The organism is Bacillus sp. EB106-07-01-XG149 (assembly GCF_058791555.1).
In genome coordinates this window covers 112,881-139,627 of the sequence record NZ_JBYTDP010000007.1, presented here as the reverse complement: position 1 = coordinate 139,627, position 26,747 = coordinate 112,881, and the positions used below count along the sequence as shown (strand labels likewise).

General features: G+C 34.2%; 29 protein-coding genes, 1 pseudogene and 1 riboswitch. Of the genes and pseudogenes, 9 read left to right on the top strand and 21 right to left on the bottom strand.

Annotation, left to right across the window (positions count from 1 at the left end; genetic code table 11):
* Positions 1-17: 17 nt before the first annotated feature.
* A complete protein-coding gene (gene pdxR, locus AC3WTA_RS23690) occupies positions 18-1,460 on the top strand; it encodes a MocR-like pyridoxine biosynthesis transcription factor PdxR (RefSeq protein ID WP_000454901.1) in 1,443 nt (480 codons plus the stop codon).
* Between the two features lie 81 nt (positions 1,461-1,541).
* Positions 1,542-1,982 (top strand): YaiI/YqxD family protein, encoded by a 441-nt coding sequence (locus tag AC3WTA_RS23685; RefSeq protein WP_000708784.1) that lies wholly within the window; start codon positions 1,542-1,544, stop codon positions 1,980-1,982.
* Positions 1,983-2,068: 86 nt separating this feature from the next.
* Here AC3WTA_RS23685 and AC3WTA_RS23680 read toward each other — a convergent pair whose 3' ends face one another.
* The 10 genes from AC3WTA_RS23680 to AC3WTA_RS23635 all read right to left on the bottom strand — a co-directional run bounded on the left by AC3WTA_RS23680 (position 2,069) and on the right by AC3WTA_RS23635 (position 10,192).
* Positions 2,069-2,383 (bottom strand): DUF3892 domain-containing protein, encoded by a 315-nt coding sequence (locus tag AC3WTA_RS23680; RefSeq protein WP_001034296.1) that lies wholly within the window; start codon positions 2,381-2,383, stop codon positions 2,069-2,071.
* A 62-nt stretch (positions 2,384-2,445) separates the two neighbouring features.
* Positions 2,446-3,441 (bottom strand): sensor histidine kinase, encoded by a 996-nt coding sequence (locus AC3WTA_RS23675; protein WP_098708384.1) that lies wholly within the window; start codon positions 3,439-3,441, stop codon positions 2,446-2,448.
* Positions 3,438-4,109, bottom strand: coding sequence for a response regulator transcription factor (locus AC3WTA_RS23670; RefSeq protein WP_000870355.1), 672 nt, complete (start codon positions 4,107-4,109; stop codon positions 3,438-3,440). The genes AC3WTA_RS23675 and AC3WTA_RS23670 overlap by 4 nt, the downstream gene beginning before the upstream one ends.
* A 34-nt stretch (positions 4,110-4,143) precedes the next feature.
* Positions 4,144-5,130: an alpha/beta fold hydrolase gene (locus AC3WTA_RS23665; RefSeq protein WP_098708385.1), complete on the bottom strand. Its 987-nt coding sequence runs from the start codon at positions 5,128-5,130 to the stop codon at positions 4,144-4,146.
* A 105-nt stretch (positions 5,131-5,235) separates the two neighbouring features.
* A complete protein-coding gene (locus AC3WTA_RS23660; protein WP_000344673.1) occupies positions 5,236-6,060 on the bottom strand; it encodes a DUF2785 domain-containing protein in 825 nt (274 codons plus the stop codon).
* A 236-nt stretch (positions 6,061-6,296) separates the two neighbouring features.
* Positions 6,297-6,839 carry a GrpB family protein gene (locus AC3WTA_RS23655; RefSeq protein WP_000358236.1) on the bottom strand — a complete coding sequence of 181 codons (543 nt, stop codon included), beginning with the start codon at positions 6,837-6,839 and terminating at the stop codon, positions 6,297-6,299.
* A gap of 43 nt (positions 6,840-6,882) precedes the next feature.
* Positions 6,883-7,551 carry a nucleoside/nucleotide kinase family protein gene (locus tag AC3WTA_RS23650; protein WP_001079966.1) on the bottom strand — a complete coding sequence of 223 codons (669 nt, stop codon included), beginning with the start codon at positions 7,549-7,551 and terminating at the stop codon, positions 6,883-6,885.
* Positions 7,552-7,684: 133 nt separating this feature from the next.
* Positions 7,685-8,428: a metallophosphoesterase family protein gene (locus tag AC3WTA_RS23645; protein WP_098708386.1), complete on the bottom strand. Its 744-nt coding sequence runs from the start codon at positions 8,426-8,428 to the stop codon at positions 7,685-7,687.
* A 13-nt stretch (positions 8,429-8,441) separates the two neighbouring features.
* Complete coding sequence (locus AC3WTA_RS23640) at positions 8,442-9,380, bottom strand: aminoglycoside phosphotransferase family protein (RefSeq protein ID WP_078183340.1); 939 nt, start codon at positions 9,378-9,380, stop codon at positions 8,442-8,444.
* A 14-nt stretch (positions 9,381-9,394) separates the two neighbouring features.
* Positions 9,395-10,192 (bottom strand): VOC family protein, encoded by a 798-nt coding sequence (locus tag AC3WTA_RS23635; RefSeq protein WP_078183339.1) that lies wholly within the window; start codon positions 10,190-10,192, stop codon positions 9,395-9,397.
* 98 nt (positions 10,193-10,290) lie between these two features.
* On the opposite strand from AC3WTA_RS23635, the gene AC3WTA_RS23630 reads away from it, so the two are divergent.
* Positions 10,291-11,301: a sulfite exporter TauE/SafE family protein gene (locus tag AC3WTA_RS23630; protein WP_002096492.1), complete on the top strand. Its 1,011-nt coding sequence runs from the start codon at positions 10,291-10,293 to the stop codon at positions 11,299-11,301.
* Between the two features lie 39 nt (positions 11,302-11,340).
* Here AC3WTA_RS23630 and AC3WTA_RS23625 read toward each other — a convergent pair whose 3' ends face one another.
* A complete protein-coding gene (locus AC3WTA_RS23625) occupies positions 11,341-11,790 on the bottom strand; it encodes a GNAT family N-acetyltransferase (protein ID WP_000764636.1) in 450 nt (149 codons plus the stop codon).
* A gap of 323 nt (positions 11,791-12,113) precedes the next feature.
* Positions 12,114-12,306, top strand: a riboswitch (Lysine riboswitch).
* A 112-nt stretch (positions 12,307-12,418) separates the two neighbouring features.
* On the opposite strand from AC3WTA_RS23625, the gene AC3WTA_RS23620 reads away from it, so the two are divergent.
* The 3 genes from AC3WTA_RS23620 to AC3WTA_RS23610 all read left to right on the top strand — a co-directional run bounded on the left by AC3WTA_RS23620 (position 12,419) and on the right by AC3WTA_RS23610 (position 15,108).
* On the top strand, positions 12,419-13,885 hold the full coding sequence (locus AC3WTA_RS23620; protein ID WP_001083398.1) for an amino acid permease: 1,467 nt from the start codon (positions 12,419-12,421) through the stop codon (positions 13,883-13,885).
* A 113-nt stretch (positions 13,886-13,998) separates the two neighbouring features.
* The gene (locus AC3WTA_RS23615) at positions 13,999-14,304 is read left to right on the top strand and encodes an iron-sulfur cluster biosynthesis family protein (protein WP_001026165.1); all 306 of its coding nucleotides are present in this window, start codon (positions 13,999-14,001) and stop codon (positions 14,302-14,304) included.
* Between the two features lie 33 nt (positions 14,305-14,337).
* Complete coding sequence (locus AC3WTA_RS23610; RefSeq protein WP_000521688.1) at positions 14,338-15,108, top strand: DNA alkylation repair protein; 771 nt, start codon at positions 14,338-14,340, stop codon at positions 15,106-15,108.
* A gap of 110 nt (positions 15,109-15,218) precedes the next feature.
* On the opposite strand, the gene AC3WTA_RS23605 is transcribed toward AC3WTA_RS23610, so the two are convergent.
* Together AC3WTA_RS23605 and AC3WTA_RS23600 are read right to left on the bottom strand one after the other, a co-directional pair.
* Positions 15,219-16,202, bottom strand: a complete 984-nt coding sequence (locus AC3WTA_RS23605; protein WP_070168928.1) for a hypothetical protein — start codon at positions 16,200-16,202, stop codon at positions 15,219-15,221.
* 75 nt (positions 16,203-16,277) lie between these two features.
* Positions 16,278-16,478: a hypothetical protein gene (locus tag AC3WTA_RS23600; protein ID WP_000479692.1), complete on the bottom strand. Its 201-nt coding sequence runs from the start codon at positions 16,476-16,478 to the stop codon at positions 16,278-16,280.
* Positions 16,479-16,954: 476 nt separating this feature from the next.
* On the opposite strand from AC3WTA_RS23600, the gene AC3WTA_RS23595 reads away from it, so the two are divergent.
* Positions 16,955-17,716, top strand: coding sequence for a class I SAM-dependent methyltransferase (locus AC3WTA_RS23595; RefSeq protein ID WP_078183337.1), 762 nt, complete (start codon positions 16,955-16,957; stop codon positions 17,714-17,716).
* A gap of 49 nt (positions 17,717-17,765) precedes the next feature.
* Here the strand turns inward: AC3WTA_RS23595 and AC3WTA_RS23590 are convergent, their stop codons facing one another.
* Together AC3WTA_RS23590 and AC3WTA_RS23585 are read right to left on the bottom strand one after the other, a co-directional pair.
* Positions 17,766-18,623, bottom strand: a complete 858-nt coding sequence (locus AC3WTA_RS23590) for a PhzF family phenazine biosynthesis protein (RefSeq protein ID WP_078183336.1) — start codon at positions 18,621-18,623, stop codon at positions 17,766-17,768.
* 206 nt (positions 18,624-18,829) lie between these two features.
* The gene (locus tag AC3WTA_RS23585; RefSeq protein WP_000874724.1) at positions 18,830-19,015 is read right to left on the bottom strand and encodes a hypothetical protein; all 186 of its coding nucleotides are present in this window, start codon (positions 19,013-19,015) and stop codon (positions 18,830-18,832) included.
* A gap of 251 nt (positions 19,016-19,266) precedes the next feature.
* Here AC3WTA_RS23585 and AC3WTA_RS23580 point away from each other — a divergent pair, with 251 nt between their 5' ends.
* Positions 19,267-19,899 carry a cephalosporin hydroxylase family protein gene (locus tag AC3WTA_RS23580; RefSeq protein WP_002096491.1) on the top strand — a complete coding sequence of 211 codons (633 nt, stop codon included), beginning with the start codon at positions 19,267-19,269 and terminating at the stop codon, positions 19,897-19,899.
* Positions 19,900-19,932: 33 nt separating this feature from the next.
* On the opposite strand, the gene lepB is transcribed toward AC3WTA_RS23580, so the two are convergent.
* Both lepB and AC3WTA_RS23570 read right to left on the bottom strand, forming a co-directional pair.
* Positions 19,933-20,454 carry a signal peptidase I gene (lepB, locus tag AC3WTA_RS23575; protein WP_000806886.1) on the bottom strand — a complete coding sequence of 174 codons (522 nt, stop codon included), beginning with the start codon at positions 20,452-20,454 and terminating at the stop codon, positions 19,933-19,935.
* Positions 20,455-20,536: 82 nt separating this feature from the next.
* Complete coding sequence (locus AC3WTA_RS23570) at positions 20,537-22,690, bottom strand: peptidoglycan D,D-transpeptidase FtsI family protein (RefSeq protein WP_001249218.1); 2,154 nt, start codon at positions 22,688-22,690, stop codon at positions 20,537-20,539.
* Between the two features lie 280 nt (positions 22,691-22,970).
* On the opposite strand from AC3WTA_RS23570, the pseudogene AC3WTA_RS23565 reads away from it, so the two are divergent.
* Positions 22,971-23,548, top strand: a pseudogene (locus tag AC3WTA_RS23565) (hypothetical protein).
* Between the two features lie 55 nt (positions 23,549-23,603).
* Here AC3WTA_RS23565 and AC3WTA_RS23560 read toward each other — a convergent pair.
* From AC3WTA_RS23560 to AC3WTA_RS23545, 4 genes are all read right to left on the bottom strand, one after another.
* On the bottom strand, positions 23,604-24,332 hold the full coding sequence (locus tag AC3WTA_RS23560; protein ID WP_001183796.1) for an NAD-dependent protein deacylase: 729 nt from the start codon (positions 24,330-24,332) through the stop codon (positions 23,604-23,606).
* A 75-nt stretch (positions 24,333-24,407) separates the two neighbouring features.
* Positions 24,408-25,055 (bottom strand): pyroglutamyl-peptidase I, encoded by a 648-nt coding sequence (pcp, locus tag AC3WTA_RS23555; protein ID WP_000859718.1) that lies wholly within the window; start codon positions 25,053-25,055, stop codon positions 24,408-24,410.
* A gap of 15 nt (positions 25,056-25,070) precedes the next feature.
* Positions 25,071-26,033 carry a DUF979 domain-containing protein gene (locus AC3WTA_RS23550; protein ID WP_001021676.1) on the bottom strand — a complete coding sequence of 321 codons (963 nt, stop codon included), beginning with the start codon at positions 26,031-26,033 and terminating at the stop codon, positions 25,071-25,073.
* 1 nt (position 26,034) lies between these two features.
* Positions 26,035-26,730 (bottom strand): DUF969 domain-containing protein, encoded by a 696-nt coding sequence (locus AC3WTA_RS23545; RefSeq protein WP_000593397.1) that lies wholly within the window; start codon positions 26,728-26,730, stop codon positions 26,035-26,037.
* Positions 26,731-26,747 lie beyond the last annotated feature (17 nt).

The following is a 26,747-nucleotide window of genomic DNA, read 5'->3' as shown; positions in this document are numbered from 1 at the left end:
GATGCGGAGGCGTTTGTATGGAATGGAAGCTAGATAACGACAGTAAAATCCCAATTTATCAGCAAGTAGTTGACTTTATTGAGAAACGTATTACATACGGAGAACTTCCTCCTGGAAGCTTCCTCCCTTCCGAACGGAAATTAGCTACGCAGTTAAATGTAAACCGAAGTACGGTAACGACTGCTTATAATGAACTACGTGCTATGGGGATTGTGGAAAGTACGACTGGTAAAGGGACACGTGTAAGTACACATATGTGGGGCGTTTCTCCAACATTAACTCCGAATTGGAGAAATTTCGTAGAAGGTGGTACTTTTTTACCAAACTTACCGTTACTTCGCCATATTCGGGCAGAAGTACAACAAAATGAAAATATCATTGATTTCGCAAACGGCGAGCTCGGTTGTAACCTTTATCCTCACGATCAACTACAGACAATTTTACGAGAACAACCGTTAACGCATTCATTAAGTTATGATCATCCGCAAGGCTATCTCCCGCTAAGACAAGCGGTCGTAAAATATATGAAAGAATATTTAAAAGTTGAAGCGACTGAACAATCCATAATGATTACATCTGGCGCACAGCAAGCACTTCACCTTATCGTTCAATGTTTATTAAATCCAGGTGATGCAGTTGCTTTCGAAAGTCCTTCACACTGTTATTCCTTACCGTTATTCCAATCAGCAGGTATTCGTATTTTCCCATTACCTGTCAATGAACACGGTATTAACCCAGACGATGTGCAAGAGTTATATAGAAAGCACCGTATTAAAATGATATTTTTAAATCCAAACTTCCAAAATCCTACGGGCACAATGCTTCATCCAAACCGTAGAAAAAAACTGTTATCACTTTGCGCAGACTTACGAATTGCGATTGTGGAAGATGATCCGTCCAGCTTACTTACGCTAGAAAAGAAACAACCTTGCCCTACTTTGAAATCGATTGATGAAAATGGAACAGTCATTTATGTACATTCTTTATCAAAAATGGTTGCGCCAGGCTTACGAGTTGGCTGGCTTGTCGCCCCGCAATCGGTAGTAGAAAGGTTATCTGACGCAAGGCACCAAATGGAATTAGGAATGAGTATATTCCCGCAGTGGCTTATGCAGCAATTTTTCGAAACTGTACCATTTCAGTCTCATATCGTACCGTTACGAAAACAATTAGCAGAAAAAAGAGACATTATCGTTCGCGCCCTAAACGAGCAACTTCACGATAAAATCTCTTTTTCAAACCCGACCGGTGGTATATACATATGGGGAAAATTAAAAGAACCGATAAACGAAAAACAACTTATTATGCAAAGTTTAAAACAAGAAATTGCTTTTATGCCAGGTAGTATTTTCGGCGCGAAAGATGGTTATATTCGTTTATCTTATGGAAAAGTGGATATTGATCAAATTGAGGAAGGTATTTCTCGTTTACGTGAGGCTATTTTGGTATGTGAAAAATAACTTTAAATAAAGCTTTCTCGTTTGACAAAAGAAAATTCTACCATTATCATCAACTCGAATCTATTTATAGGAGTGATACCAATGAAAATTTACGTTGATGCAGATGCTTGTCCTGTAAAAGATGTGATTATTTCCGAAGCTACGAATGTAGAAATCCCTGTTACCCTCGTTACTAGTTTTTCTCATTATTCTAATGCTCAGCAGCCAAAAGGTGTGGAAACAATTTATGTTGATTCTGGAGCAGATGCTGCGGATTACCGAATTATGCAGTTAGCAAAAAAAGAAGATTTAATCGTAACCCAAGATTACGGTCTTGCTTCACTCGCTTTAGCAAAAGGCTGTATCGTACTACATCATAAAGGCTATAAGTATACGAATGACAACATTGAACAATTGTTACAAACACGGTATTTAAGTGCAATGGTTCGAAAGAGCGGTAAACGTACAAAGGGACCGAAACCATTTACAGCAGAAGATAAAGAGAAATTTCGAGCACTCTTTAAAAGTATGATCGCTCTTTAAAAATGAACCTTCTATTTGTAGGGAAAGCTTTATTAAAAAAAGAAGAGAATATCAAAATAAACATTCTCTTCTTGAGGTTTACCCTTTTAAAATGAAGGTAAATTATCTAAGTTATTTTCCTTTATCCCATCAGGTTCACTACGTATAATATCTCTACCATACTTATGAAATACGTCTACATGAGCTAACTTCCCTGATTTTGCTTCACTAAGAGCAGTCATATAATCTAACTCTCTCCCGCTACTTGTTTTAAACGCTATTAAATCACCATCATCATTTTTACGAACGGCAACAATTTGTTCTGCTCCTGAATTGACTTCATCGTCTACTTCAAATTGAGCTTGCTCTTCTCCTTGATGTAAATAATCATTATAAACTTTTTCAAAGTCTTTTTTATTCATAACATTCACCTCCAACACATTTTTTAGTATGGTTGGGAGGTGTTGGTTTTATGTAATTTGCTCTAAACTTTTGTATTTTCAAATGAAAACATAGTACCCTTACTATTTGATTGTAAAGTGTATTTTATTTCGAACATCTTTGATATATCTTCAATATTTTTCAAACCAAGTCCCGTACCTTTACTATTTATATCAAACCCAATCCCATTATCTCTAAAGGAAACAATATCTTCATGTATAATAATTTTGAATTTTTTTGCTTTTGAATATTTAAGGACATTTTGAAAAATATTATCAAATAACCTTTGAATCCATAACTCATTACTATTCCATATCAACTCTTTATCTTGTGGATTAAATACTAATTCAATTTTATGAATGCTATACAAATAGCTCCATTTCTTAATCATATTTTCTATTAAATTATGTATATTCACTTCATCATTCACAATATAAGTATTCTCTAAGGTCTCTGTAGATTGAATATTAAATTCGTTAGTTAAATCACTTATATATTGTATCTGCTCATACATTGATTCAAGTACTGGTGCTTGTTCCTTGTACTCACCTTCTAAATAATATAATTGTAATCTGACCGCTGTTAAGGGTGTATTAATATCATGCCGTAATTTATTTAATAGTTCCTTTTTTATTTGTTCCTGTTGTTGTAGTTCTAATTCTCGATAAGTTGTTCTTTCTATAAGCAAGTTCACTGATTTAATCAGCTCTCCCATTTCATCATCGCTTTTAACATTTATTATATTAGGTATTTTTTTATCACTAGCTAAATCTCGAATCGTTTGATTTAATACATTAATTTTATTTAATACTGTATTAATCGATTTTGAAAATACAAAAGCTAATATTAATAGTGATAATAAAAATATGATTAACATTGTAGGATATGCATAGGATTCGTGAAAAGGAATGTTCTGATTTTTAGTTTTAAAGACAACATTATAAATAACGGATACAAAGATACTAATTGACAACAATAACAGTGGTACGCTAATAATAGCGGAGAATAATAGTAACTGATATTTTTTCTTTAAGTTCATTTCTTCATATAGGTATTTAATCTATACCCTTCTCCATATATGTTCTGAATAATATCACCTGTTTTATCATCAATTTTGGTTCTGATTTTCTTTATATGTACGTTCATGATATTTTGATTTCTATCTTCGAGTTGCCATAGGTAATCATAGAAGTGTTCTTTAGATAAAATTCTATCTCTATTTTCATATAAATAGAAAAATATTTTACGTTCAATTGCTGTAAAAGCAACTTCATTACGCAAATCATTAATAAAAACTCTTTTATATTCTGCATCTATAAATAAATGGTTAATTTGCGTGAACGTACCATATTGATTATCTAACATTTTCTGAATCCTTAACAATAACTCTCTAGGGTCAAAAGGTTTTATCATGTATTCTTCTCCAATAGTCAAACCTTTTAGTTTACTATCCATATCATTCCTTGCTGATAGAAATATAATTGGAATATTTAATCCTAAATTTTTTATTTTCTTTGTAATTTGATAACCATCTTCACCTGGTAACATAACATCCATTACGACTAAATCTATTTCATGAATTACATCAAAAACTTTCCTTCCCTCTTTCTCCCAACACACATTATACTTCTCACGCTGTAAAATTTTTTGTAATAAATCTCCTATAATCAAATCGTCTTCAACAATTAATATGTTATATACTTTCATTATGTAGACCTTTCATCGCTAAAATAACAATTGCTTAGTTCTTCACTACTTTATTCTTAATAAAATCCATAGCAATTTTGTATATTTCATCAGGAGCATATAAATAAATACTATGTGTACCTTCAATTATTTTTACATCAGCTATTAATAACTTGCTAGCAAACTCCTTATAGTCTTCGTTTTTTTGCTTTGTATACTTCGAATCTTTATATTGCCTAGCAATCGCATCTATAAATAACATAGGTGTTTCTTTTGGGATCGATAAAGAATTTGATTTTTTACCGTTATTGTAGCTTTGTAAAAGTTCTTGCTTCATATCATCATTAAAAGCCCTCTTATACGTAAGCGCTTTATAAATATCTTTTTCCTGTTCGTTTAAAAAGGATTGACGAATGACTTCGGGATTATAAGTAATAGAGGGAGCTAATCTCTGAAAACCAATTTTCGTTAAAATATTCATCCCTTTTATTTTTAATGAATCAACCATACCTATTTTATTAGTCACATACTGTTTAGGTAAACCAATATCTAACGCAATAATCCCTTTTACTTCACTTGGATATTTTTGTGCCCAATAAATAGCCTCTATACCCGATAGAGAGTGTGGTACTAAAATGTAAGGTGGTTTATTTCCACTTCGAATAAGCGCTTCTCTCGTTTGTTCTAATATCGTATCAATATCTCTATCATCTCGAAAAACATCACTGTATCCATAACCCGCTCTCTCAATTACAGCAATCTTGTTTTCCTTCGGAAATTTACTATATAAGCCTTTCAATTCATAAACAGGAGCGGCAATTCCAGATCCGGCCATAAATACAAACGTATCCTCCCCGCTCCCCTCATTATAAACATTCACTTTTTTATTATCGAAATTAACAAGTTCGCCTTCATTGTTCATTAATTTCGATTCCATTTTTAATTGATAGTTATGATATATAAATATAGCGCCTGTTCCAAAGAAAATCATACTAATACACATTAAAAATATTATTTTCACTGACTTTAATAATTTTTTCATTTGACACCCCTTTCAACCTATATTGAAAGGGTACAATATAAAAATAAATTTCTAATAAATTTTCAAATTTAATATCTATTCATTGTTTCTAAGGATGGATCACTTTTAATACCTACGCAAACCCTTCAAAGTCTCCAATATATCATCTGTAAAGGCTGTACTACCTTCTGCCTCTAAAACTCTAAAATAAAAACTTCTTAAGAAAGTTCTAATATTTTGTACTAAAATAGCATGCTGCGGATGTCGGATATCTTCAACAGTTGCTATACTATGTAGCCAATTGCTCCACTCTTCTCCAGTTAAAATATTTTGGTTACGTAACGACATAATTGGCGCTACTAATCTCTCATCTTCAAAGTGCACATATACGTAATCACTTAATCGAACCTTCTGGCGAACAGCAGCTAGTATTGCATATGAAAACTCACGATTTTGTATAGTACGTGCTAACGCATCTAGTGCATCAGCCGCATGCGCCGTAGAGTGTGCCCAGCCTTTTCCTTCTACGTATCCTCTTACATCTTCTTCTAAATATACATATTCTAGTACTTGTTCTGCCACACTGTATAGTTGTTCTTCAGATAACAGTGGTTCTCTTTCATGAACAGATAAAATAAGTGGCGGAATTAATACGGAGAATGCACGTTTAAATACAGAGTCTGTGCCCTTTTCACCAATTTTATAAAATAAATAATCAGGACTAATTGCTTGTAACATTAATCCTCGCAACTCTTTTTGTCTAAACACATCATTTGTAATCCATGTGTGAAGCGTACTATAAATTAAATCATCACGTAATTCAGCATCAGGTGAACCGATATAATCTAACATCCACTGCGCATATGGATATGCATCTACGTCTTCTGGTACAGCATAATTATTATTTTTAATTTGTAGTAGTTCTTCTTTTAATTCTAGTACTTCATCCATTATATTTTCTGTCCCCTTTTTACTTTATTAACATATTTTCGCCTTATCCCCTGTAATTGCCTATCCTTATATGAACTTGATTCAATTATATATAATTTATCCTAATAAATAAAAGGAAATACTTTAGAACATCGCAGTCTCTCACCTTATTTACATGCATTTCATGTAAGTTTAATTTATAAAATAAAGGATGTTTTTTCTTTTGTATTCAAACGTAGTTACAATCAAAGGTTGCATCATTTTAGAACTTGCTTAATAAATTCTGTTTTAGCTTTTGTGTAGGCTTCTCTATCTTGGTTAAATCTTTTAGCTAAATCTTGTTTAAGATTTGAATACTCATAAACTAATTGTGGATTTTCTCGTAAGCGATTACGAAATAAAAGTTGATGCTCCCATTGCTCAGTTCCTTTAACCATTAAATGAAGGTGAGCTACACGCCTATTATTCTTAACTTTCACAAAGAACCTTCTCCAAGGTCTTTCATCCAATTCTGGGCTTACATAATGCCAATTATATAAGTCCAATTCCGCTAAAATATCTAGTACTCTATCAAATGAGTCTATTTCAGCCATTAGATCAATGATAGGTTTTGCAGGTAAACCAGGTATGGATGTACTTCCTATATGTATTACTTTGCTTATACCGAGAGGAGCAAGCAGTTCATATAGTTGCTGCTCTTCACATCTGCCTTTATCTTGCCAATCAGGATTTGCATTCACTATCTCTACTGACTCATTCGCCCATACAGGCCAATCGTTCGGATTCTCTTTTTTATCCATCCAAAACATCTCCTTTCACGAATTGTTTGCTGTATAAACAATATTAAATTTCTTTAAATACAACTACTGGATCATCAAAGTTATTATTCCGAAATATAACATCCGCACAACTTTTCGGATTATGCTCATCTATATACATCTTACAGGCAGCATGATATCTGTTTAAAAACATTTTCTCTGCTTCTTCATAACTTCCAAAAGTCTCAGTCTCTCGCTTTGCACCACGTTTTCTCGCCATCTCAAAATCTGTATCTACAAAGATTTTGTAATCAAATAAATGCTCAACATCTTTTTTCAATAGAAACGTTCCATCTACTATTAATATCATATTTTGCTTGGCCACTTGTGGCTTATTATGTACAGGCATATCCGTTATTAAGTTATGAGAAATCGTTTCATACTGTAAATTCCCGTTAAGCTCTAAAGGCTTTAATAATCTTTCTTTAAAAGCTGTATAATCGTGTGCATCTTCATAATACCCTCTTGCAGATTCTTTACCTTTTGCATAGCGAACCGCTCTCGGATTATGAAAATCATCAATGCTGGCGCGTGTTACTGGTAATCCTCGTTTTTTTATTTCTTCAGCTATTTCGTTTGCAAATGTTGTTTTTCCTGAAGCTGTAATACCACTTACTCCAACTCTTGTTGGATGGGTTAAGTTTAATTTTAAAATATGATCTACAATTTCTTTCATGCGTTGTATTCGGTTCAAGATATTTCCTCCTACAATCAGTTTACATAATATAATTATAGGTAACAATCCGTTTCATTATTTGTCGGTAAGGCGATATCCTATTTCGAATCGTTAATATATTTGAAGTTACGATAGATATATTATAATTGGCTTACTTTCCCTTAAACCCCCGATATAAAGCAGTCCGTAATTCTTGTTTGTATTCTTCAATTTCTGGCATATCGAGTTCTTCTGCTAGTCTGATAGCTAATTCAATATCATACGGTACACGTACGAGTTGAATAGAAAAGCTTGCGGCTTCTTTTTCATTGTAAGTTCCTTCGAATATTAAATAAGAAGCTTGTGTAATTTCAAGAGGATTACCTACGCTACCAGCATTGCATAACGTTTTCCCTCTGAAATTTTGAACGAATGCTTGGTGAACGTCACCGTAGCAAACGACATCGGGTTTTCTTTCCCCTTCTATATTCTCTGTGAGCTCACTGTTTTCGAACATACTAATACGCTCTTCTCTTGCAGCGTGTGGTTGAATTCTTTCATATAAACTTCTAGGTGAAGCGTGGAACATACGAATCAATTTGCCGCTCATAAAAAATTCGATTGAAAATGGTAAGCTTCTTAAATAGTCATTTTGTTCTTCCGATAATTGTTTTTGATGCCATTTTAACGCTTCAAATTCAGTCGGTTTTGTAATAAAATCATCCCAGTTCCCCATTACAACTCCATCACATTCTTTACGAATGATTTCAATTACTTCGCTAGAATGAGGACCTTTTCCGACTAAATCTCCAAGACAAATAATGTGCTTTATTCCTCTTACTTTAATATCTTGCAGCACAGATTCTAATGCTGGAATATTACCGTGAATATCTGAAATTACCGCTATTTTATCCATATGAATCCCTCCATTACTTATTGTTTATTCTATCCTCATGTTGTGATTGATACCATTTTGGAATATAGGATGAAAAATTGTTATGATCTTCTAAAATTACGTTCAATCTTTCCTTCATATCATCTACTAAATGTGGCGTGCTTCGGTTTGTCCATACGATATCAGCTGGGAATGTCATTGCTGCATATAATGAATACAGTTGCCAAAAATGAAGTGACGGTTCTCCCACGCAATAACCGTGAACTTGTCCAACCGCAAATGGTTTACTTATTCTTGTAGTAAAAATCGCTACGTTATAAAAATCGTGTATTGGGTCGCCAAAATCATATCCTCCAAAATCGATAACGATAAATTCCTTATTATGAATCATACTATTTGCTGGATGGAAGTCATCGTGTAAAAAGGTAATAGGGCGATTTTTCAATAATTGTTTATGCTCCCCTACAAAACTTAATACTGGCTTCAAATTAAGGAAGTCTATTTCATAGTTTGCTAACGCTTCTACGTATCTTTCGTATTTATTCCATCGAACCGTTCCCCATTTATTACTTGCACTTTCTCTTCCAATTGAGTGGATCCTCTTTAATACTTCCCCTGCTTTTCTTCCTGCATTATACTGTTCTTCCACCGATAGCTTCCCTAAACCTTCTTCACCATTTACACCTTGGGCCCATTCAAATACTTGTACACATTTATTTAATTCCTCAAGTTTTATGAAATGAATTAACTTGGGCGTTGGAATATGTAATAACTCTAATTGTTTCATATACGTATATTCTTCTTGTTTACGTTCAAAATGAACAGCATCACATACTTTCACAAAATAAGTTTCTTCGTTCTTTAATTCAACTTTATATTTTTCTTCATGTGAAAAACCTTTTGAAATAGCTGTACACTTTACAATACGATGCCATTCTAGTTGTCTCTCTATCTCTCTAAGCATTTCCTTCACAACATTCACCTCTATCAATATATGTACAAACTACCTAACACTTCATGCTCTCGTTTATTTTCACCTTTAAACTCCACTGCAAATGGATATTCGCCATGATGCTTCAAACGTTCTAGTACTAACCCTTCTCCTATTGGTTCACAAAACTGCACATGAACATCACCAAATGATACGCTTTGACACTCCGCATTCCATTCTTCATTCTTTGTGATTGAGCTTGCAGTTAGCCCCATTACTTCTTTCCATTTCCGTACTGTTTCTCGAACATTTTTCACTGCGTAATGAATCGTTTCAATTTGTTGTACTTTATTTTTATGTTCAGTGATTGTTCCTATGTTACGTAAATCGTTTCTTCTTTCTTCATCCGTTTCATTCCACTGTATGAAGAAAGGTAATTTCGGTCTGTTTTCCTCTTGCTTTACAAATAACATTTTCCACTCTAAAAGACGGCCATCTTTTCTTATACGTTTTCCTTCAAATGGTCCTATCGTATGTAAACCGTGCTTACTAAAATTATTTGCTAGGTCTTCAATGGCATCTGTTCGAATTGCGATTTGTAGCATTCCTTCTCCGTCTTGTAATTTTACTACTGTTTCTTGTACTAATGGATTGTCTGCTTTCTTCGCTTTTTCTTCATGCTGAACTGCTAAAAATTCTATATAGGATAAATCAAAATAACATAAACTATTCCAAGTACCCCAAGTAATATGCTCTCCGCCTATTGCAGTATGAAATCCACGCTCCTGTATTTGTTTTGCCGCTTCCTCCGGTGTACCATATACTGCGTGTACGAGATGATCAAATCGTAACATGTCTTTCTCCCCTTTCTCTCCATCCTTTTATTGTATATTTTATTTTTCTTTCATTCAATTCAAAAAACTTTAAAACCCAGTTGATTTATACGATTAATATGTATTATAATGAAACAAATTTAATTATTGCTGATTGGAAAAACCAAAGGCACTTTTCTCATACGGGAAAAGTGCCTTTTTCATTTATTATTACAGGGGGATTATTTATGCAGAAATTAATTGTCTTTGCTATTATCGGATTTTTCGCTCAATTGATTGATGGGGCACTTGGAATGGCGTACGGGGTAACATCTACCTCACTATTATTAATGTTTGGTATCGCACCAGCTGTAGCTTCCGCATCTGTTCATTTAGCTGAAGTCGTTACAACCGCCGCTTCTGGTGCATCTCACATCAAATTTGGAAACGTTGATAAATATACCGTTTCCAGGCTTACATTACCAGGAGCAATTGGCGCATTTATTGGGGCATGTTTTTTAAGCAATTTACCTGGCGATGTAATTAAACCGTACATTTCCGTATTTTTATTTACTTTAGGGGTTTATATTTTATTACGATTCATCATTCAAAAACAAATTGTTACTTCAAATAAACGTATGTCTGCAAAACAGCTTGTTCCGCTTGGCTTATTCGCTGGATTCGTTGATTCAACTGGTGGTGGTGGCTGGGGTCCGATTACGACACCTGTACTTTTGGCAAGAGGAAATGAAGCTAGAAAAGTTATCGGATCTGTAGATACGAGCGAATTTCCTGTTTCACTCGCTGCAACAATTGGATTTTTCATTTCACTTGGATGGGAACAAGTAAGCTGGGTTTGGGTATTTTCTCTCATGCTCGGTGGTATCGTTGCGGCACCAATCGCTGCATGGCTAGTACGCATCGTTCCTTCTCATTTACTTGGCGTATTAGTTGGTGGCCTTATTATCTTTACAAACATTCGTACATTGCTTACTACATTTAAAGTTGATCCAACTATTATTTCACTTTCTTACGTGGCAGTTGGTCTTGTCGTTATTATTTCTATTTTCATTGCTGTTCGCAATCATTCCAAGCGTTCTAACGCATCGACAGCCGGATATCCGAATGATCAAAAACAAATGCTACCATAACGATAAAAATACCGCCCGATATACTTCGAGCGGTATTTTTTATTTTTCTATTTTCCAATTAATCATCGTTTCTGTAGTGTCAATTCTCTTCATATGTAATTTCTCTAATACACGAATCGAGCTATCATTTTCAAGAAGTGTCTCCGCAATAATCGTTTCTACTTCTCCTGTTTGAAAAGCCCAATTTATTAATTCTCTTACAGCTTCTGTCGCATACCCTTTATTCCAATATTTCTCAATAAATCCGTAACCAATTTCTACTGTATGTTCCTCATTTGGTTTCCCTTTAAATCCTATATCACCTAGAACGATGTCATCTTCTTTGCGAATGACATACCACGCGCCCCAAGGTAATAAAACCTTATTTTGTTTTACATTTTCTACATGCCCTACAATATGCGGACCACTGTTATATCCTTGCTCGTTAGCAACTTGCATACTCTCTTCTGTACACGGTACTATATAGAGTCTTTCTGTTTCTAATTTCATGTTAATTTCCCCTTTTTTGCTTAAACGTTTTTTTAATTATAACAAAAAATATGACCTTATTATGAATGTCGAATTATTTTTTCAGAATTTTCTTTTATTTTTAAAGGGTTTTTCAATATTTTTTGCGAAACATTTGTATAACAATTTATTTATTTGTTTTTTGTTACATAACAGTAGGTTCGGGTGGAGTTTTGCAAGCGTTTCCTATACAATAACCGATATTTTTTGACTTTTCCTAACAAAATATCTTGCAATATATTCAGAAAGTCATTACAATTGCCATATATTAAAAATCTTAGCAATATATCAAATCCTCATCAATCCGATGAGGTAGAGGTTGCGACTTTTATGAGTAAAACGGACGAGACACAGAGAATGTCACCAACTCCGTTTGAAAGGAAAAGTTGCCGAAGTTTATATTTCTTCTCTGGAAATATGAGCTGGGGCTGTCTCCGAAAGGAACAGAACTGTCACGTTTACAAAATTACCGTGTAAACGTGGGGTGCTATCTTAACGGAAGGGTATGATGGGGTGGTTATTTGTGAAACGTTCCGCCTAATTCCTTTGGCGGTTTTTTGTATTTTTCTCCCCCGCTCCTTCCTAACCTACAAGAAAAGGAGTGTTGAACATGAATAGCGCAACAAATCAATCTACCTCTAAAACGCAAACTACACAAGGACAAGGTGAATTAAAACGCGGATTAAAATCTCGTCACCTTACGATGATTTCTCTCGGTGGTACAATCGGTACCGGACTATTTCTTGCCAGCGGTGGTGTCATCCATACAGCTGGTCCTGGCGGTGCACTAGTCGCATACGCCGCAATTGGAATTATGGTTTACTTTTTAATGACAAGCTTAGCTGAACTCGCGGCTTACATGCCTGTTACCGGATCTTTTAGCACGTATGCAACAAAATTTGTTGATCCATCCCTTGGCTTTGCACTTGGATGGAACTATTGGTATAACTGGGCCATTACAATTGCTGCTGAACTCGCTGCTGTAACATTAATTATGAAATTTTGGTTCCCAGATACCCCTTCTCTTATTTGGAGTGGATTATGTTTAGCTATTATTTTCCTTTTAAACTATTTATCTGTTAAAGGGTTTGGTGAATCTGAATATTGGTTCGCACTTATTAAAGTAGTTACTATTATTATCTTTTTAATTGTCGGCTTTATGATGATTTTCGGAATTATGGGCGGCGAATCTGTTGGCTTTAAAAACTTCACTGTTGCAGATGCACCATTTAATGGCGGCATTATGGCAATTATCGGTGTATTTATGGCTGCTGGGTTCTCATTCCAAGGAACTGAATTATTAGGTGTAGCTGCTGGTGAAACTGCTGATCCAGAGCGTAACATTCCAAAAGCAATTCGTTCTATCTTTTGGCGTATTCTTTTATTCTATATCCTTGCGATTCTCGTTATCGGTTTATTAATTCCTTATACGACTGAAAGCCTTGCTGCAAGCGATGTAACAGTAAGTCCATTTACACTTATTTTTGAAAAAGCGGGCGTTGCCTTTGCTGCTTCTGTTATGAACGCTGTTATTTTAACGGCAGTATTGTCTGCTGGTAACTCTGGTATGTATGCATCAACTCGTATGCTTTGGGACTTAGCTCGCCAAGGAAAAGCACCAAAGTTTCTTGGTAAATTAGATAGCCGCGGTGTACCTGTTAACGCATTAATCGTAACGTCAATTGTCGGTAGTATCGCTTTCATTGCCTCTTTATTCGGTGACGGTGTTGTATACATTTGGTTATTAAACGCATCTGGAATGTCTGGCTTTATCGCATGGGTCGGAATTGCAATTAGTCATTACCGTTTCCGTAAAGCATATATCGCACAAGGAAAAGATTTGAAAGACTTACCATATAGAGCAAAATGGTTCCCGTTCGGTCCAATTTTCGCATTTGCACTTTGTGTCATCGTAATTTTAGGTCAAAACTACGGCGCATTTATGGGCGAATCAATCGATTGGAACGGTGTACTCGTTTCTTACATCGGTTTACCACTCTTCTTAGTACTATGGTTAGGATATAAATTTACGAAGAAAACGAAAGTGATTCCGCTCGATAAATGTGAATTGAAATAAAGTGAAACGAGCAAACAAATATGTTTGCTCGTTTTTTATTCCGATGCTTCTCCCTTCCCTATTTCTCCTGTTTTTGCAATAATAAAGGAAATATATATAAAGGTTGGGATACCATGAACATTCGTATTACTGATGAAGCAAAAGCAGCTATACATAAATTAGAACGTGAAGATAAAAAGATCATTCGCATTAGAGGAACAATGACAAACTCTTGTAGTATTTTCGTTGATGTTGATTTAATTTGGGATACATATGATGCAGATGATGTTGTATATAAAGATGCCGAGTTTATCGTACAAATGGATTCATTCACGAAAGACTACACTGGTGATACGGTGAAACTTGATTATAAGACGACAGGTTTTAGTATTACGACTCCGAGTGAGACTTTAGTTTATGGATTGTCGATTAAAAAATAAAAATTGTTTTCAGCTGACAAATGAGGTGAAAAAATGGGTAAATATGTTCCGTTAAAATTTTTATTTAATGAAGAATTAGCAGAAATAATGGCTGATTCTATTTGTAAACACGATCCTAATTTTCCGAAAAGAAACTTCGTATCTTCCGTAACATGTAAAGTTGAAAAATTAGAGTTAAAGCAACGTATAGAAGTAATAGCAGATGAATTACACGATGCATTACAAAAAGATTTTAATGCAGCAATACATATTTTACTGAAAACATTGGGGCCAGAAAACACAACAGAAGTAGGCACATTTACAAACGGATATATGTACATGCCTATTGCAAAATACGTTGAAAAATATGGGCTTAACGATTTTGAAACCTCATGTAACGCCATGTATGCAATAACAAAAAGGAATACTGCTGAATATGCCATTCGGCCTTTTCTCAAAACATACCATGAAGACACACTACACATATTACAACAGTGGATTCATGACGAAAACAGCCACATTAGAAGATTAGTTTCCGAAGGTACAAGACCAAGACTTCCGTGGGCTAAAAAAATGGGAGCTCTGAAAGGTGACTTTACAAATAATTTAAAGCTTCTTGAGCCATTAATGAATGATCCTTCTAAATATGTCCAAAAATCAGTAGCCAATCATATTAACGATATTACGAAAGAAGATAAAGAACTCGTTTTTCAATGGTTACAACATTTACGTCATAAACAGCATCCAGTTAACCCTTGGATTATAAAACATGGGTTAAGAACGGTAATAAAAAGTGGGACATTGCCAAAAGATTTTTCTTTTTAAGTATTTTAAACAAAAACGCTTATACTTCAAAAATGAAGTATAAGCGTTTTTTCCTTTTGAATAAAGCAATAATAAACGTAAAAAGTGCTTTAAAATTCTTCTTTATACCTTTATTTTACTAGCTCTTCTATGTTATCATTTTTCTTGATTTTTTCTGATGATAGCCAGAGTGAATAACTTGTTCCATCCTTGTTCCTTAAAAATATGTTAAATTCCTTATTATATAGTTCTTCTTTAAGAATAGTGACTACCTTTCTCAAATCCTCTATTACATAGGAATCATTTCTATATTTTATCTCACTATCATTGAAAACTAAAGTCAATTCATACTCTAGACAATTGCCGTCTTTCGGGTTTGAACAAGTAATATCTTCAATTACAAAACGATCATTTTGAATTTCATTTAACCTTTCGCCTACTTTTGTTTCAGTTTGAATCAAATATGTCCAATAACCGCTTACAGTGTTTTTCATTGTTAAAAGCAGTTCTTCTTTCGTTATAGCTTTTTGCACATTATGAAAAGGTAAGCCTATAGATTCACCATTATGATCCTCAATTTCAAGTTTTGTTATCTTTTTATTACTCTTCTGAATGAATTGGAATAAAGCATATAAACGATCTAATTCTTTTGATTCAAATTGACTGTAATCAATCTTGTCACTCGTTTTTAAAGTTAATACTAACTTATCAGTTGGTTTCTCCTCTATATAATCATCATCCACTATATATTGAAAAACATTTTTATTTTCAGGTTCCACGTAACCTAATTTTTTAATTTCTTCTAGCATGGGTTTGAATTTCTTATATTCCTCATATGTTTTTTTCCCGTATTGATATTCATCACCTTTTATTCTTGAATATAAGATGCCATCTACTTCTACTCTAAATTGAATATTTTTGTTATTTTTCGCTTGAACAGTATGATATGTATGTCCCATATTCCCTTCATGTATAGCACCCCAATCTGTTACAATCACATCCATTCCGTGCTTTTTTTTCACATATTTTTTCACCTGATCTTCATCTTCATAATTACAACCACTTAAACATAAGAAACATAACAATAGCAACATTACATTTTTCATTCTTTTCATATAGCACCTTGCCCTCTTCCTTGCATAAGAAATGTTCGCTAATTAAAGACTGTATAAAAAAGAGAATAATAACACCTATACATTATTATTCTCTTTTTTATAGAAACGGGTCGAATCACAGGCAATAACCCATCCTATAACGATTAATGTTACAGATAATAACTTAAGGCCCGTCTTATATATATAATCCAAATCTTTAAGGTAAATAAAGGATATTATTCCTAATACAGCACCCACTATCCCTAGAATCAAACCCTTATACTTTTGTAAAAACATCTTATTCCCCCTTTCGTACAAACTAAATATTCCATATATAAACAATACTAAATTATGGAATATTTTCAAAGAATAAAATTTTTATATTCAGTATATATATCAATTTCTTATATTAATAAAAACATCCCCATAGATAAGTAAATCTAAAGGGAGTGAACGGTTCCACTTTTTTATAAACAGTACGACTTTATTGTTATGTAACAGAAATGTGAAATATCATATTTCACAAAATATGTTGGCACAATGCAGTTTCACTATATACCCCATCCAAAATTTAGTTGCACTCTCACCTTCCCTTATAACTTCAAAGGATTTCCACTCGATTATCCCGAATATACAAATAACCACTCTAACAAGGAGCGAATTTATATGAATCTATTCGAACATGAAACGTAAAACCGTTCCACTTTAATAAGAGGTCCTCCTTTTTTCTTTTCTCATCATATCATTTACTTACAAAATAGGAGGATATAATTATGAAACGTGATTTATTATTTTTAACTTTATTAGAAAGTGCTAATACAAATTTTAGCGGTTGGGATTTTTCTTTTATTTCAGAAACTGGTCGAATGAAGAGCGAGCCTTTATCGTGGTCGTACGGCAGCACTGCTTTTCAACTTATGCAGCGTGCAGAATCAATGCTCGATATGGGTACTGGCGGCGGAGAGTTTTTATCTATGTTACAACCGTTCCCATCAACTATTTTTGCGACTGAGGGCTATGCTCCAAACGTGCCAATTGCTCGGAAGAAATTAGAACCTTTAGGGGTTACAGTTATAGAGGTAACAGATGATACTGCTTTACCATTTCAAGATGGTCAGTTTGATTTAATCATAAATCAACGTGAATCGTATACTGCCTCTGAGCTAAACAGAATTCTTTCTCCAAATGGAATTTTCCTTACACAACAAGTTGGTGGTCTCGATTGTGCGGAACTAAATGAACAGTTTAGCGCACCGCTAAATAGCGAATTTGCAAGTTGGTCGCTCGAAGCAGCATGCATTGAGTTAAAGGAAAATGGATTTACTATTTTAGAAGAAAAAAAAGAGTTCCCTTTTCAACGCTTTTACGACATTGGCGCTATCGTCTATTATTTAAAAGCGATTCCGTGGCAAATTCCTGATTTTACTGTCGAAGGTTACTATGAGGAATTATATCGTATACATGAAATCATCTTACAAAAAGGTTATTTTGATGTAAAGCAACATCGTTTTATGATTAAGGCGATTCGCAGTTAATCATGGAGCATATAAAAAAGAGATGGATCTACCATCTCTTTTTTTATTTTCACTCAATATTTTCTATATTTAAACACTTCGTTTCACAGTAATAGCCTTTGCCACCAACATAAACTTTTTCTATTTTATTATCACTATCGGTTGCTAATTTAACTAATATTTCGGAAGGCGAGTGTAAAGAATAACCTTGTTCAAATACATAGACTTCTTTTTGTAAGTAGCGCTGTTCATAAAGGTAGCAAGCTAATGCACCGTTTGAAGTTCCAGTCGCTGCTTCTTCATTGATGTCGTATAGTGGAGCAAAGTTTCTACATATTATTCGATTGTCATTAAAAGTATATAGATGCATCCCGACAACATTATAATACTTGCTGATTTCTTTAATTTTTTCAAAATTAGGTTGCAGTGTATGTAATTGTGTTTCGCTTTTTATAGGAATTAAAATATCTTTTAAGCCCGTGGAGACAATTTGAATTGGGTATGTATTGTCTATAGCTTTACTATCAAAACAGTCGATGAACTCGTTTGGAGATATAACATCATAGAATATCGGTTCGTTTTGTTCCATGAATATGATGTCATCTTTTATGGTAATAGTAAGAACACCGCTGTTCGTTTCAATCGTATAGCGATTCTTGAAAAGTTTATTTACATGCATCAGTATCGCGAAAGAGCCAATTGTGGCATGACCACATAAATCAACTTCCTCTTTTGGTGTAAAATACTCAATTTTATAATCAGCAATTTCAGATTCTGATATAAATGCGGTTTCCGCATAGCCCAGTTGTTTGGCTATTGCCATTTTTTGAGTAGTGGTCAATGTATTCTCCATAAATACCACTCCTGCTTTATTTCCGCCTTTATGATCCTTGCTAAATGCACTTGCAACATAAACAGATATTTTCATAAGATACCTTCCTCCCCTATAATAAATTGTAGCATAGAACGTACTACATATATATATTGTTGGATAAATTAACCATAAAGCAAGAGACAAACTATTTTTTAGCATCTGAACTCTCCAAAAAATAGTTTGTCTAGAGCCTGAGAGTTGGATCTATCATCTCTTTTTTCCCGTTTATTTTTAAAAATTTTGTGGTGGCTTCTAGATTGTTAAGTACGTTCACGTCTCGCAATCGCATCAGCTAATGTAATAAGTTGCTTGCACGTTATCTTTCCAGCTAACTTTTCTTTTATAACTTTTTCCATTTCTTTTGTAATAATCATACCTTCTATTGCTAGAGTCGCTTTAGCTGCCTCGAAAGCTTTATTCAGTTCTTCTTCACTTTTGAATGCCATAATTTAAGTTATCTCCTTCACATCATTTTCATTTCCTTTTCTAATGAAGCAAATTGTGTACTTATACATACGTTCCTTTTCCCCTCATCTACATATTTAAATTGCATTTTGATTAGAACTTGCTGAATTAAGTTTTTTATTATACAAACAATTGGTTTTTAATGAGGTATTTTACTCATTTTTATTAAAAAACATTCTCCTTATAATTATATTTCACATAATATATTGTACAACTTTCGTTTCAGAAAGGAGTGTTCAAAATCGATAACATAAGTAGCGAATTTTTAAAACAATATTACGATAGTCGAGTCTGGTTATATGATACACATTGGCTTGGGGTCCCCATTCTCAAACTTCCCACTGATCTTTTTTTGTATCAAGAAATTATTTACGAATTAAAACCCGATTTAATTATTGAATGTGGTACTTGTTATGGTGGTAGTGCGTTGTATTTAGCTTCTATATTAGATCTAATTGGAAAAGGTCACGTTCTTACTATCGATATATTCCCACAACCAAATCGTCCATCTCATGACCGCATTACGTATGTAACAGCTTCTTCTGTTTCTGTACAGGCCGTCCAAACCATTTTAAGTATGCGCAAACCTGATGATGTAATTTTAGTTATTTTAGATTCTGATCATAGTAAAGAGCATGTCTCAAAAGAACTTTTACTTTATAAGTCTATCGTTACTACTGGCAGTTATATTATTGTAGAGGATACATCTATTAATGGAAATCCTGTTTCGCCCGATTGGGGGGCAGGTCCAATGGAAGCTGTAGAAGAGTTTTTAACTAAAAATAACAATTTCATAATCGATGAATCTAAGCATAAGTTTTTCATCTCATTTAATCCAAAAGGTTTTTTAAAGAAGATAAAGTGAAACTTTAATAAGTGGGGTTGTGTATAACCCCACTTATTCTATAATCTTCATTTTTGAAAAAGGATAATATACAAATTCCACTTTGCCTATTATATTATCTTCTTCAATATATCCTAAGCCGTTTCGACTATCTCTACTAAGTTCACGATTATCTCCCATTACAAATAACTTATTTGGCGGGATTTTTGTCTTTTGAAAGTTATAAAACACTTGCGTATTATTGAATAAATCTTTATTTGTATACGGTTCTTCTTGCTTTTTATCATTCACATATACTGATCCATTCGTTATGTTAATTACGTCACCAGGAAGTCCTATTACTCGTTTTACATAATATTTCGACTCATCCTCTTCCTTTATAATGACAATTTCTCCGTGCTCTAAATTAGAAAAATGTACTGCTGCTTTATTTACAAATACGTAGTCTTCTTCATATAAAGTCGGTTGCATCGATTTCCCTTCCACTTTACATAAAGTAAAAGAATGATATGCTACTACCAAAACAAACACGAAGAGTATGTATTTCCCCCAGCCTCTTTTAATCTCCTGTTTCATATCCATTCCCACCTTATTTAAACGCTTTTTAACTCAAAAAATATATCACTGCACAATATGTCTCCATGCAGTGATACTATTTTTACTGGGCCTTGTTCGGCTGTTCTACTGGGACTGGATTTCCACCCGCTCTTTTCGTTTTCAATTCAAAATACGCATCCAAAATCTCTTTACCAATCGCGGAATTAATTCCTGATTTGTCATCATTCACCCAAGGTACAACAACTGAAAAAGCTACTTCCGGATCAGCATCATATGGTGCATAACCGGCAAGAGTTAAATTATAACATTTTTTTCGGTTATTGTTTTCATCTCTTCCAATATCACTTTCTCCACCATATACGGTTTCAGCTGTTCCTGTTTTTCCAGCTGGTTTATACGGTAATCCTTTAAACGTTGCAGTACCTGTTCCGTCAGTTTCTTGAAAAACTCTTCTAAATCCTTCTTTTACATGATTAATGTATGAAGTATCCATATCCACTCGATTTAAAATAACTGGTTCAATAGACCGAACAACTTTTCCAACATCCTCTGGTCTATGTGGTTGCTCTCTCACTTCTTGCACAATTTGTGGTTTCATTCGGTATCCGCCGTTTGCAATTGTTGACATATATTGAGCAAGTTGAAGCGGCGTATATGTATCATACTGTCCAATCGCGTAATCAAGTAAAAAACCAGGTATGTTATCTGTTCTACCCATTTGACCAATCGATTCATTCGGTAAGTCAATTCCAGTCGGTACACCTAAGCCAAACTGTCTAAAGTAGTAGCGCATTTTATTAAATGTCTCTTTTTTAATATCTAACGGATTGTTTGGTACATAATTTATACCTGCCATTTTTAAAGCTGTATTAAACATATAAACGTTTGATGAAACTTGTAAAGCTCTTAAATCATCAATATCACCAAAGTCTTTCCACGATTTCTTCGGCTTAGTACTGCCTTTAAAATACATCGGTGCATCAAAAAAATGTGTATACGGCTTAATTGTGTCAGTTTGATATCCGGCTAATAACGTAGCCCCTTTCACAGTTGACCCTAATTCATAAGAACTTGTCATCGTTCCTAAAGCAAAGTCTTCTATTTGCATTCCGCCATCTTTATTTACAATTTTCTTTCCTGCCATTGATAAAATTTGGCCGTTTTTCGGGTTCATCATTACAACGAACGCGCGATCCATCATCGGCTCTGCAGAATGAAATGCTCGTAAATTCTTTTCAAGACTTTCCTCTACTTTTTTCTGTAACTCCATATCTACTGTTAACATTAAATTATTTCCACTTTTTCCTTCAGTCACTTTTTCTGTCCGAATAATATTTCCCGCTTTATCCGTAATATTTTTAGACTGTTCTTTCGTTCCATGTAATGCATCTTCGTACTGTTTCTCGATATAACTCTTACCAATGCGATCATTCCGGTTATAATCGCGCACTAAATAATAATCTAACTGTTCTCTTGGCAAACCCTCATTTTCAGTAGAAACGCTACCAAGTATGGAACGAAGTATTTTATCATTTGGGTATTCACGTTCCCAATCCACTGTCGTATCCACTCCTGGCAAACTTGCCAATCTTTCACTTACGATTGCATATTCGTTTTGACTTACATCTTTTTTAACAATTTGCGGCGTCATTTTATATCCCGCATTCATCCTACTTTTAATTGCTAGTACTTCTAAGTCCTCTTTTGAAAGTTCGCTTAATTCTTCTTGCGTAATTCTTTCTCGGCGCAACTCTTCTACTTTTTTATCTAATTCTTTCCCTTCTATCTCTTGCTTCCTAAATGTACTCTCATCTTCTTTCGTCACTTTTTCTGCTGCTCGTTTTTCATTTAACTGCATCCAAAAATCCTTTTTATCTGTTTCTGTCAACTTATTTATATCTTCTGGCGACATTTCAATTAGCTGGGCTAAGTTTCTTGCTACTTGTAAAACTTCTTTCGAATCTGCTCCTTTCATTTTCGTATATGTAACGGTTCGTAGCGGTTTGTTATTTACAATCACTTGACCTACCCGATCAAACATTTTCCCTCTAGGAACAGGTGTGCTTACCGTTACATCTTCCTTTTTGTTCACTTCATTTCTATACGTTTCTCCATCAATGATTTGTACTTTACCTAATTGAATTATAATAGCTGAAAATAAAAGAAAGACGATAAAAAATAGTACATTTAATCGAAAAGGAATATGAGTCTTTTTCTTTTTCGATTGTTTCTTCTGCTCCTTTTTCTGTCTCATTTCGCTCCCTCGCTTCATTCTATTAACATTTCTACATAGAACCATTATGTATCAAATTTATTTATATGATATATATAGAATTTTATATTAATTACTAAAGAAATAAAAGATTTAATTTTCAGTATTTTAATTTTATACCCTATTTATTACCATTCCCCTTCATACGTCATAACATGAATTTTCTTCTGAAAGAATAAGTGTATACAATTGTTTTTTTATACCATTCATTTACATTTCTCTGTATACTAACAATAAAAAACGTTACTAAGGAGAAAATGAAATGACAGATTCATTTACAATACATACTAATACGTCATATTGTTTAAACTTTATGATTTATATTCAAAATATTCATCTCAACCAAAAAGAGAAAAAAATTTGCGGTTTCCTTACATAGCAAGAAAATTAAATTTCTCCACTGAATTTGAAGTGAATTTCAAAGAATTATGGCATACTCTTCGCAAACAAATTAATGACGACAAAAATGATATCCACATTTTTTATGAGGAAAACCACATCTTTTATGAGAAGTTTTTTGACACCCAATTATGTAATGAAGAATCCTTTAAAGAGTTAGTATGTAGTTTTAAAGTATGGTGGACTAGCATAGCAGGTCAGCTTTCGATAGACTATTCTGTAAGTGAGTATACTGAGCAACTTTATAATGATTTAGTTTTATACGTAAAGCAACACCAAATAGAGCCTTTACAACATCTACATATTAGCTTACTTTATGACGACTGTGTATTCGTTAAAGGTAATACTACTTCTTACTCTGCCATTTTACCTACCAAAGTCTTTTTTATAAATTATAGAGATGTGGTTACTACATTATCGAAATGTTTTCATATGGCTTAAAACAGTAATTACTCAAATAAAAAACTGAGGTAGATACCTCAGTTTTTCCGATAACTTATTTAGCCGAAGATAACCCTTCAACAAATTCACCAATCTTATTTTGAAAAACAAAATCAAAGTTATATTCTTGTCCTGTTCTTTCTTCATTTACTAAAATTGTTGTTGCCCCGACTTCCCTCTTTGCAATTTCCGGGAATGAAGCGACAGGTTGTACTTTTAATGACGTTCCCATAACGATAAGCACATCTGTTTCATATAAACGTGTTATTGCATTTTGATATTGCGGTAATGTATCTCCGTATAAAACGACGTCTGGATTTAAAATGAAATTACACTTCTCGCAACGAGGCACTTCATGATCAATCATATACTGCAAATCATATCCCGCTTTACACTTCGGACAATGTGCTGTTTGAAGCGTTCCATGTAAATCAATGACATGTTTACTACCACCTAATTGATGTAAGCCGTCAATATTTTGCGTTAAAATCGTAATATCTTTCCCTTGTTCTTCTAATTCAGCTAAAAAGCGATGGCCACGATTTGGTTTGTATTGATGAAACGTATTAATTTGAAAGATTTCTTTATAATGCTTCCAAAATTCTTTCGGGCTTCTATTATAGTATCCCCTTGATAAATACATCTCCACATTCGCATCAGCATACAATCCATTTGCTGAACGAAAATCTGGGATACCACTTTCCGTACTTGCTCCTGCACCTGTTAACACTGTAATTTTCTTCGCTTTTTCTAAAATTGAACGTACTTCTTCAAATTGTTGCACAAAAATCACCTCTATGTATATTGCTATACTTATTATACCAGTTGTTTACAGGAAGTGTCGTACGATTCGTTTTGTTTAATGCGTCGTACCCCCAATTTCAACAATATCCACCTCAACTGTCATCGTTACTTCAACTGCCAATTCTATCCCCTTACTAATAGTAGAAAGTGACATACTTGGTTGACCTGGATAGTTACTCGCTTGCTCTGGTAAAAACGGAATATGAATAAATCCGCCTTTTATTTTCTGATCATGTTGCTCTAGTTCATGCATGAGACCATAGAATAAATGATTACAAACGAATGTACCTGCTGATTGTGAAACGGAAGCTGGTATGCCTTCTTCTTGTAGTTTTTTTACAATTGCTTTCATCGGAAGCGTAGACCAATATGCAGCCGGGCCTTCTTCCACAACCGGTACATCTATCGGCTGATTCCCTTCATTGTCAGCAATTCTTGCATCATCAACGTTAATTGCGACACGCTCTATCGTAATATCTGGTCTACCTCCAGCTTGTCCAATACATATAATCATTTCAGGGTTTAGTTCTTCTATATACTCTTTTAATACTTTTATTGATTTATGAAATACCGTTGGGACTTGTTTGCTAATAATCTTGTACTCTCCAATTGTTTTTTCATGTAAACTTTTTGCTACTTCCCAAGCTGGGTTGATGCTTTCTCCGCCGAACGGATCAAATCCTGTTAGTAATACTGTTTTCATAGTTTTCCCTCCTAATTAGAAACGATATACAAGGCCGTACATAATAAACATATTGATAATAAAGATTGAAAGAGCTATTGGTACTTGTGCTTTAATAACGGCATTTTTATCTTTTAGCTCTAAAAGCATCGCCGGAACGATATTAAAGTTTGCTGCCATTGGAGTAAGTAACGTTCCGCAATATCCAGCAAACATGCCGAGCGCTGCCATAATCGCTGGGTTCCCGCCGTGCATTTGGACAATTAAAGGTAAACCAATTCCGCCAGTAATAACGGCAAACGCTGCGAATGCATTTCCCATTACGACTGTGAAAAGCATCATTCCTAAACAATACGCCATAACAGCAACGAACGGATACTCTGTCGGTAATACTTGTCCGACTAAATCAGAAACGACTTGTCCAACGCCAGATTTTGCAAAAATACCGCCAAGTGCCGCTAACATTTGTGGTAAAATAACAGCCCAACCGACAGCTTGTAATAGTCTGCTTCCTTCTTGCACAGGCGTTGTTATTTTCGATTTTGTAATACGCATCGCCGCAACGAATGCAAGTAATGCACCTAACGCTAATGCAACTAGCGTTACTTTATCTGGATCAACAAGAGAAACATTTCCCCATTTGATTTTTCCTAACGTTAACGTACCGATAATTGTAAAAATAGGGATTAATAGTGCGGGCATAAAAACTTTATTTTTTAATTTCTCCGCATGTTTCACACGTTCTTGCACTGGTACTTCTTTCTCCTCTGATTTTGTTACTTTGTTTAGTGAAGCTAACACGACCATAGCCAGCACAATACAACCAACGTAAAACGAAGGGATTATATTTCCGAATAAAAACGTAACTGCAAATAACGCCCAAAACAAGCTAGATCCCCATCGATTTGGATGTTCACGATCAAATGCAATACGAACAGCGATAAAGGCAACGATTATACCTAATACGTAATAGATTGTATCCATTGTGATGATGTTCATTTTATATTGCCTCCTTCTCTTCTTTTTCTTTTAATTCCATCGTTTTCGCTATATATTTATCAAATCTTCTAAATCTGATCCAGCTTACGATAAGTGCTGATATTGCAGTTGGAATACCCCAAAGCGCCATATCCCATACACCGACATGCATACCTACTGAATCGAAGAACCCTTTCATTAATAAAATAGCTCCAGTCGCGATAAATATATCCTCTCCGAAAAACCAAGCTGTATTTTCCGCGGCTGCTGCATTTGCTTTAATCTTTTCTCTCAACTTTTCAGGAAGTTTACCATATCTTCCTTGCGCAGCTCCCTCTGCCATTGGCGCAACGAGCGGTCTTACTGTTTGTGCATGTCCACCAATGTTCAGTCCAAGTGCTGCTGATGATTCTCTTATCGTAAAATATGACATTAACACTCTTCCAGTTGTTGCTCCTTTTGATTTCGTTATAAGTGCTTCTGCTCTTTCTTTTAAACCGTAACGCTCTAAAATTCCGATTACCGGTAAAGTTAATATAATTGGCATAGACATATATCTATTTTCTATGAAAAATTTACCGAACATGCTAATCACATCATAAAAGCTTAATCCTGAAACCATACCAGTAACAATACCTGCAACCATAACTACTAAAAGTGTATTTAATCTAAATAAAAAGCCCACTGCAACAAGTAGTATCCCGATTAATTTAATCATCCCAGCACTTCCCCCTA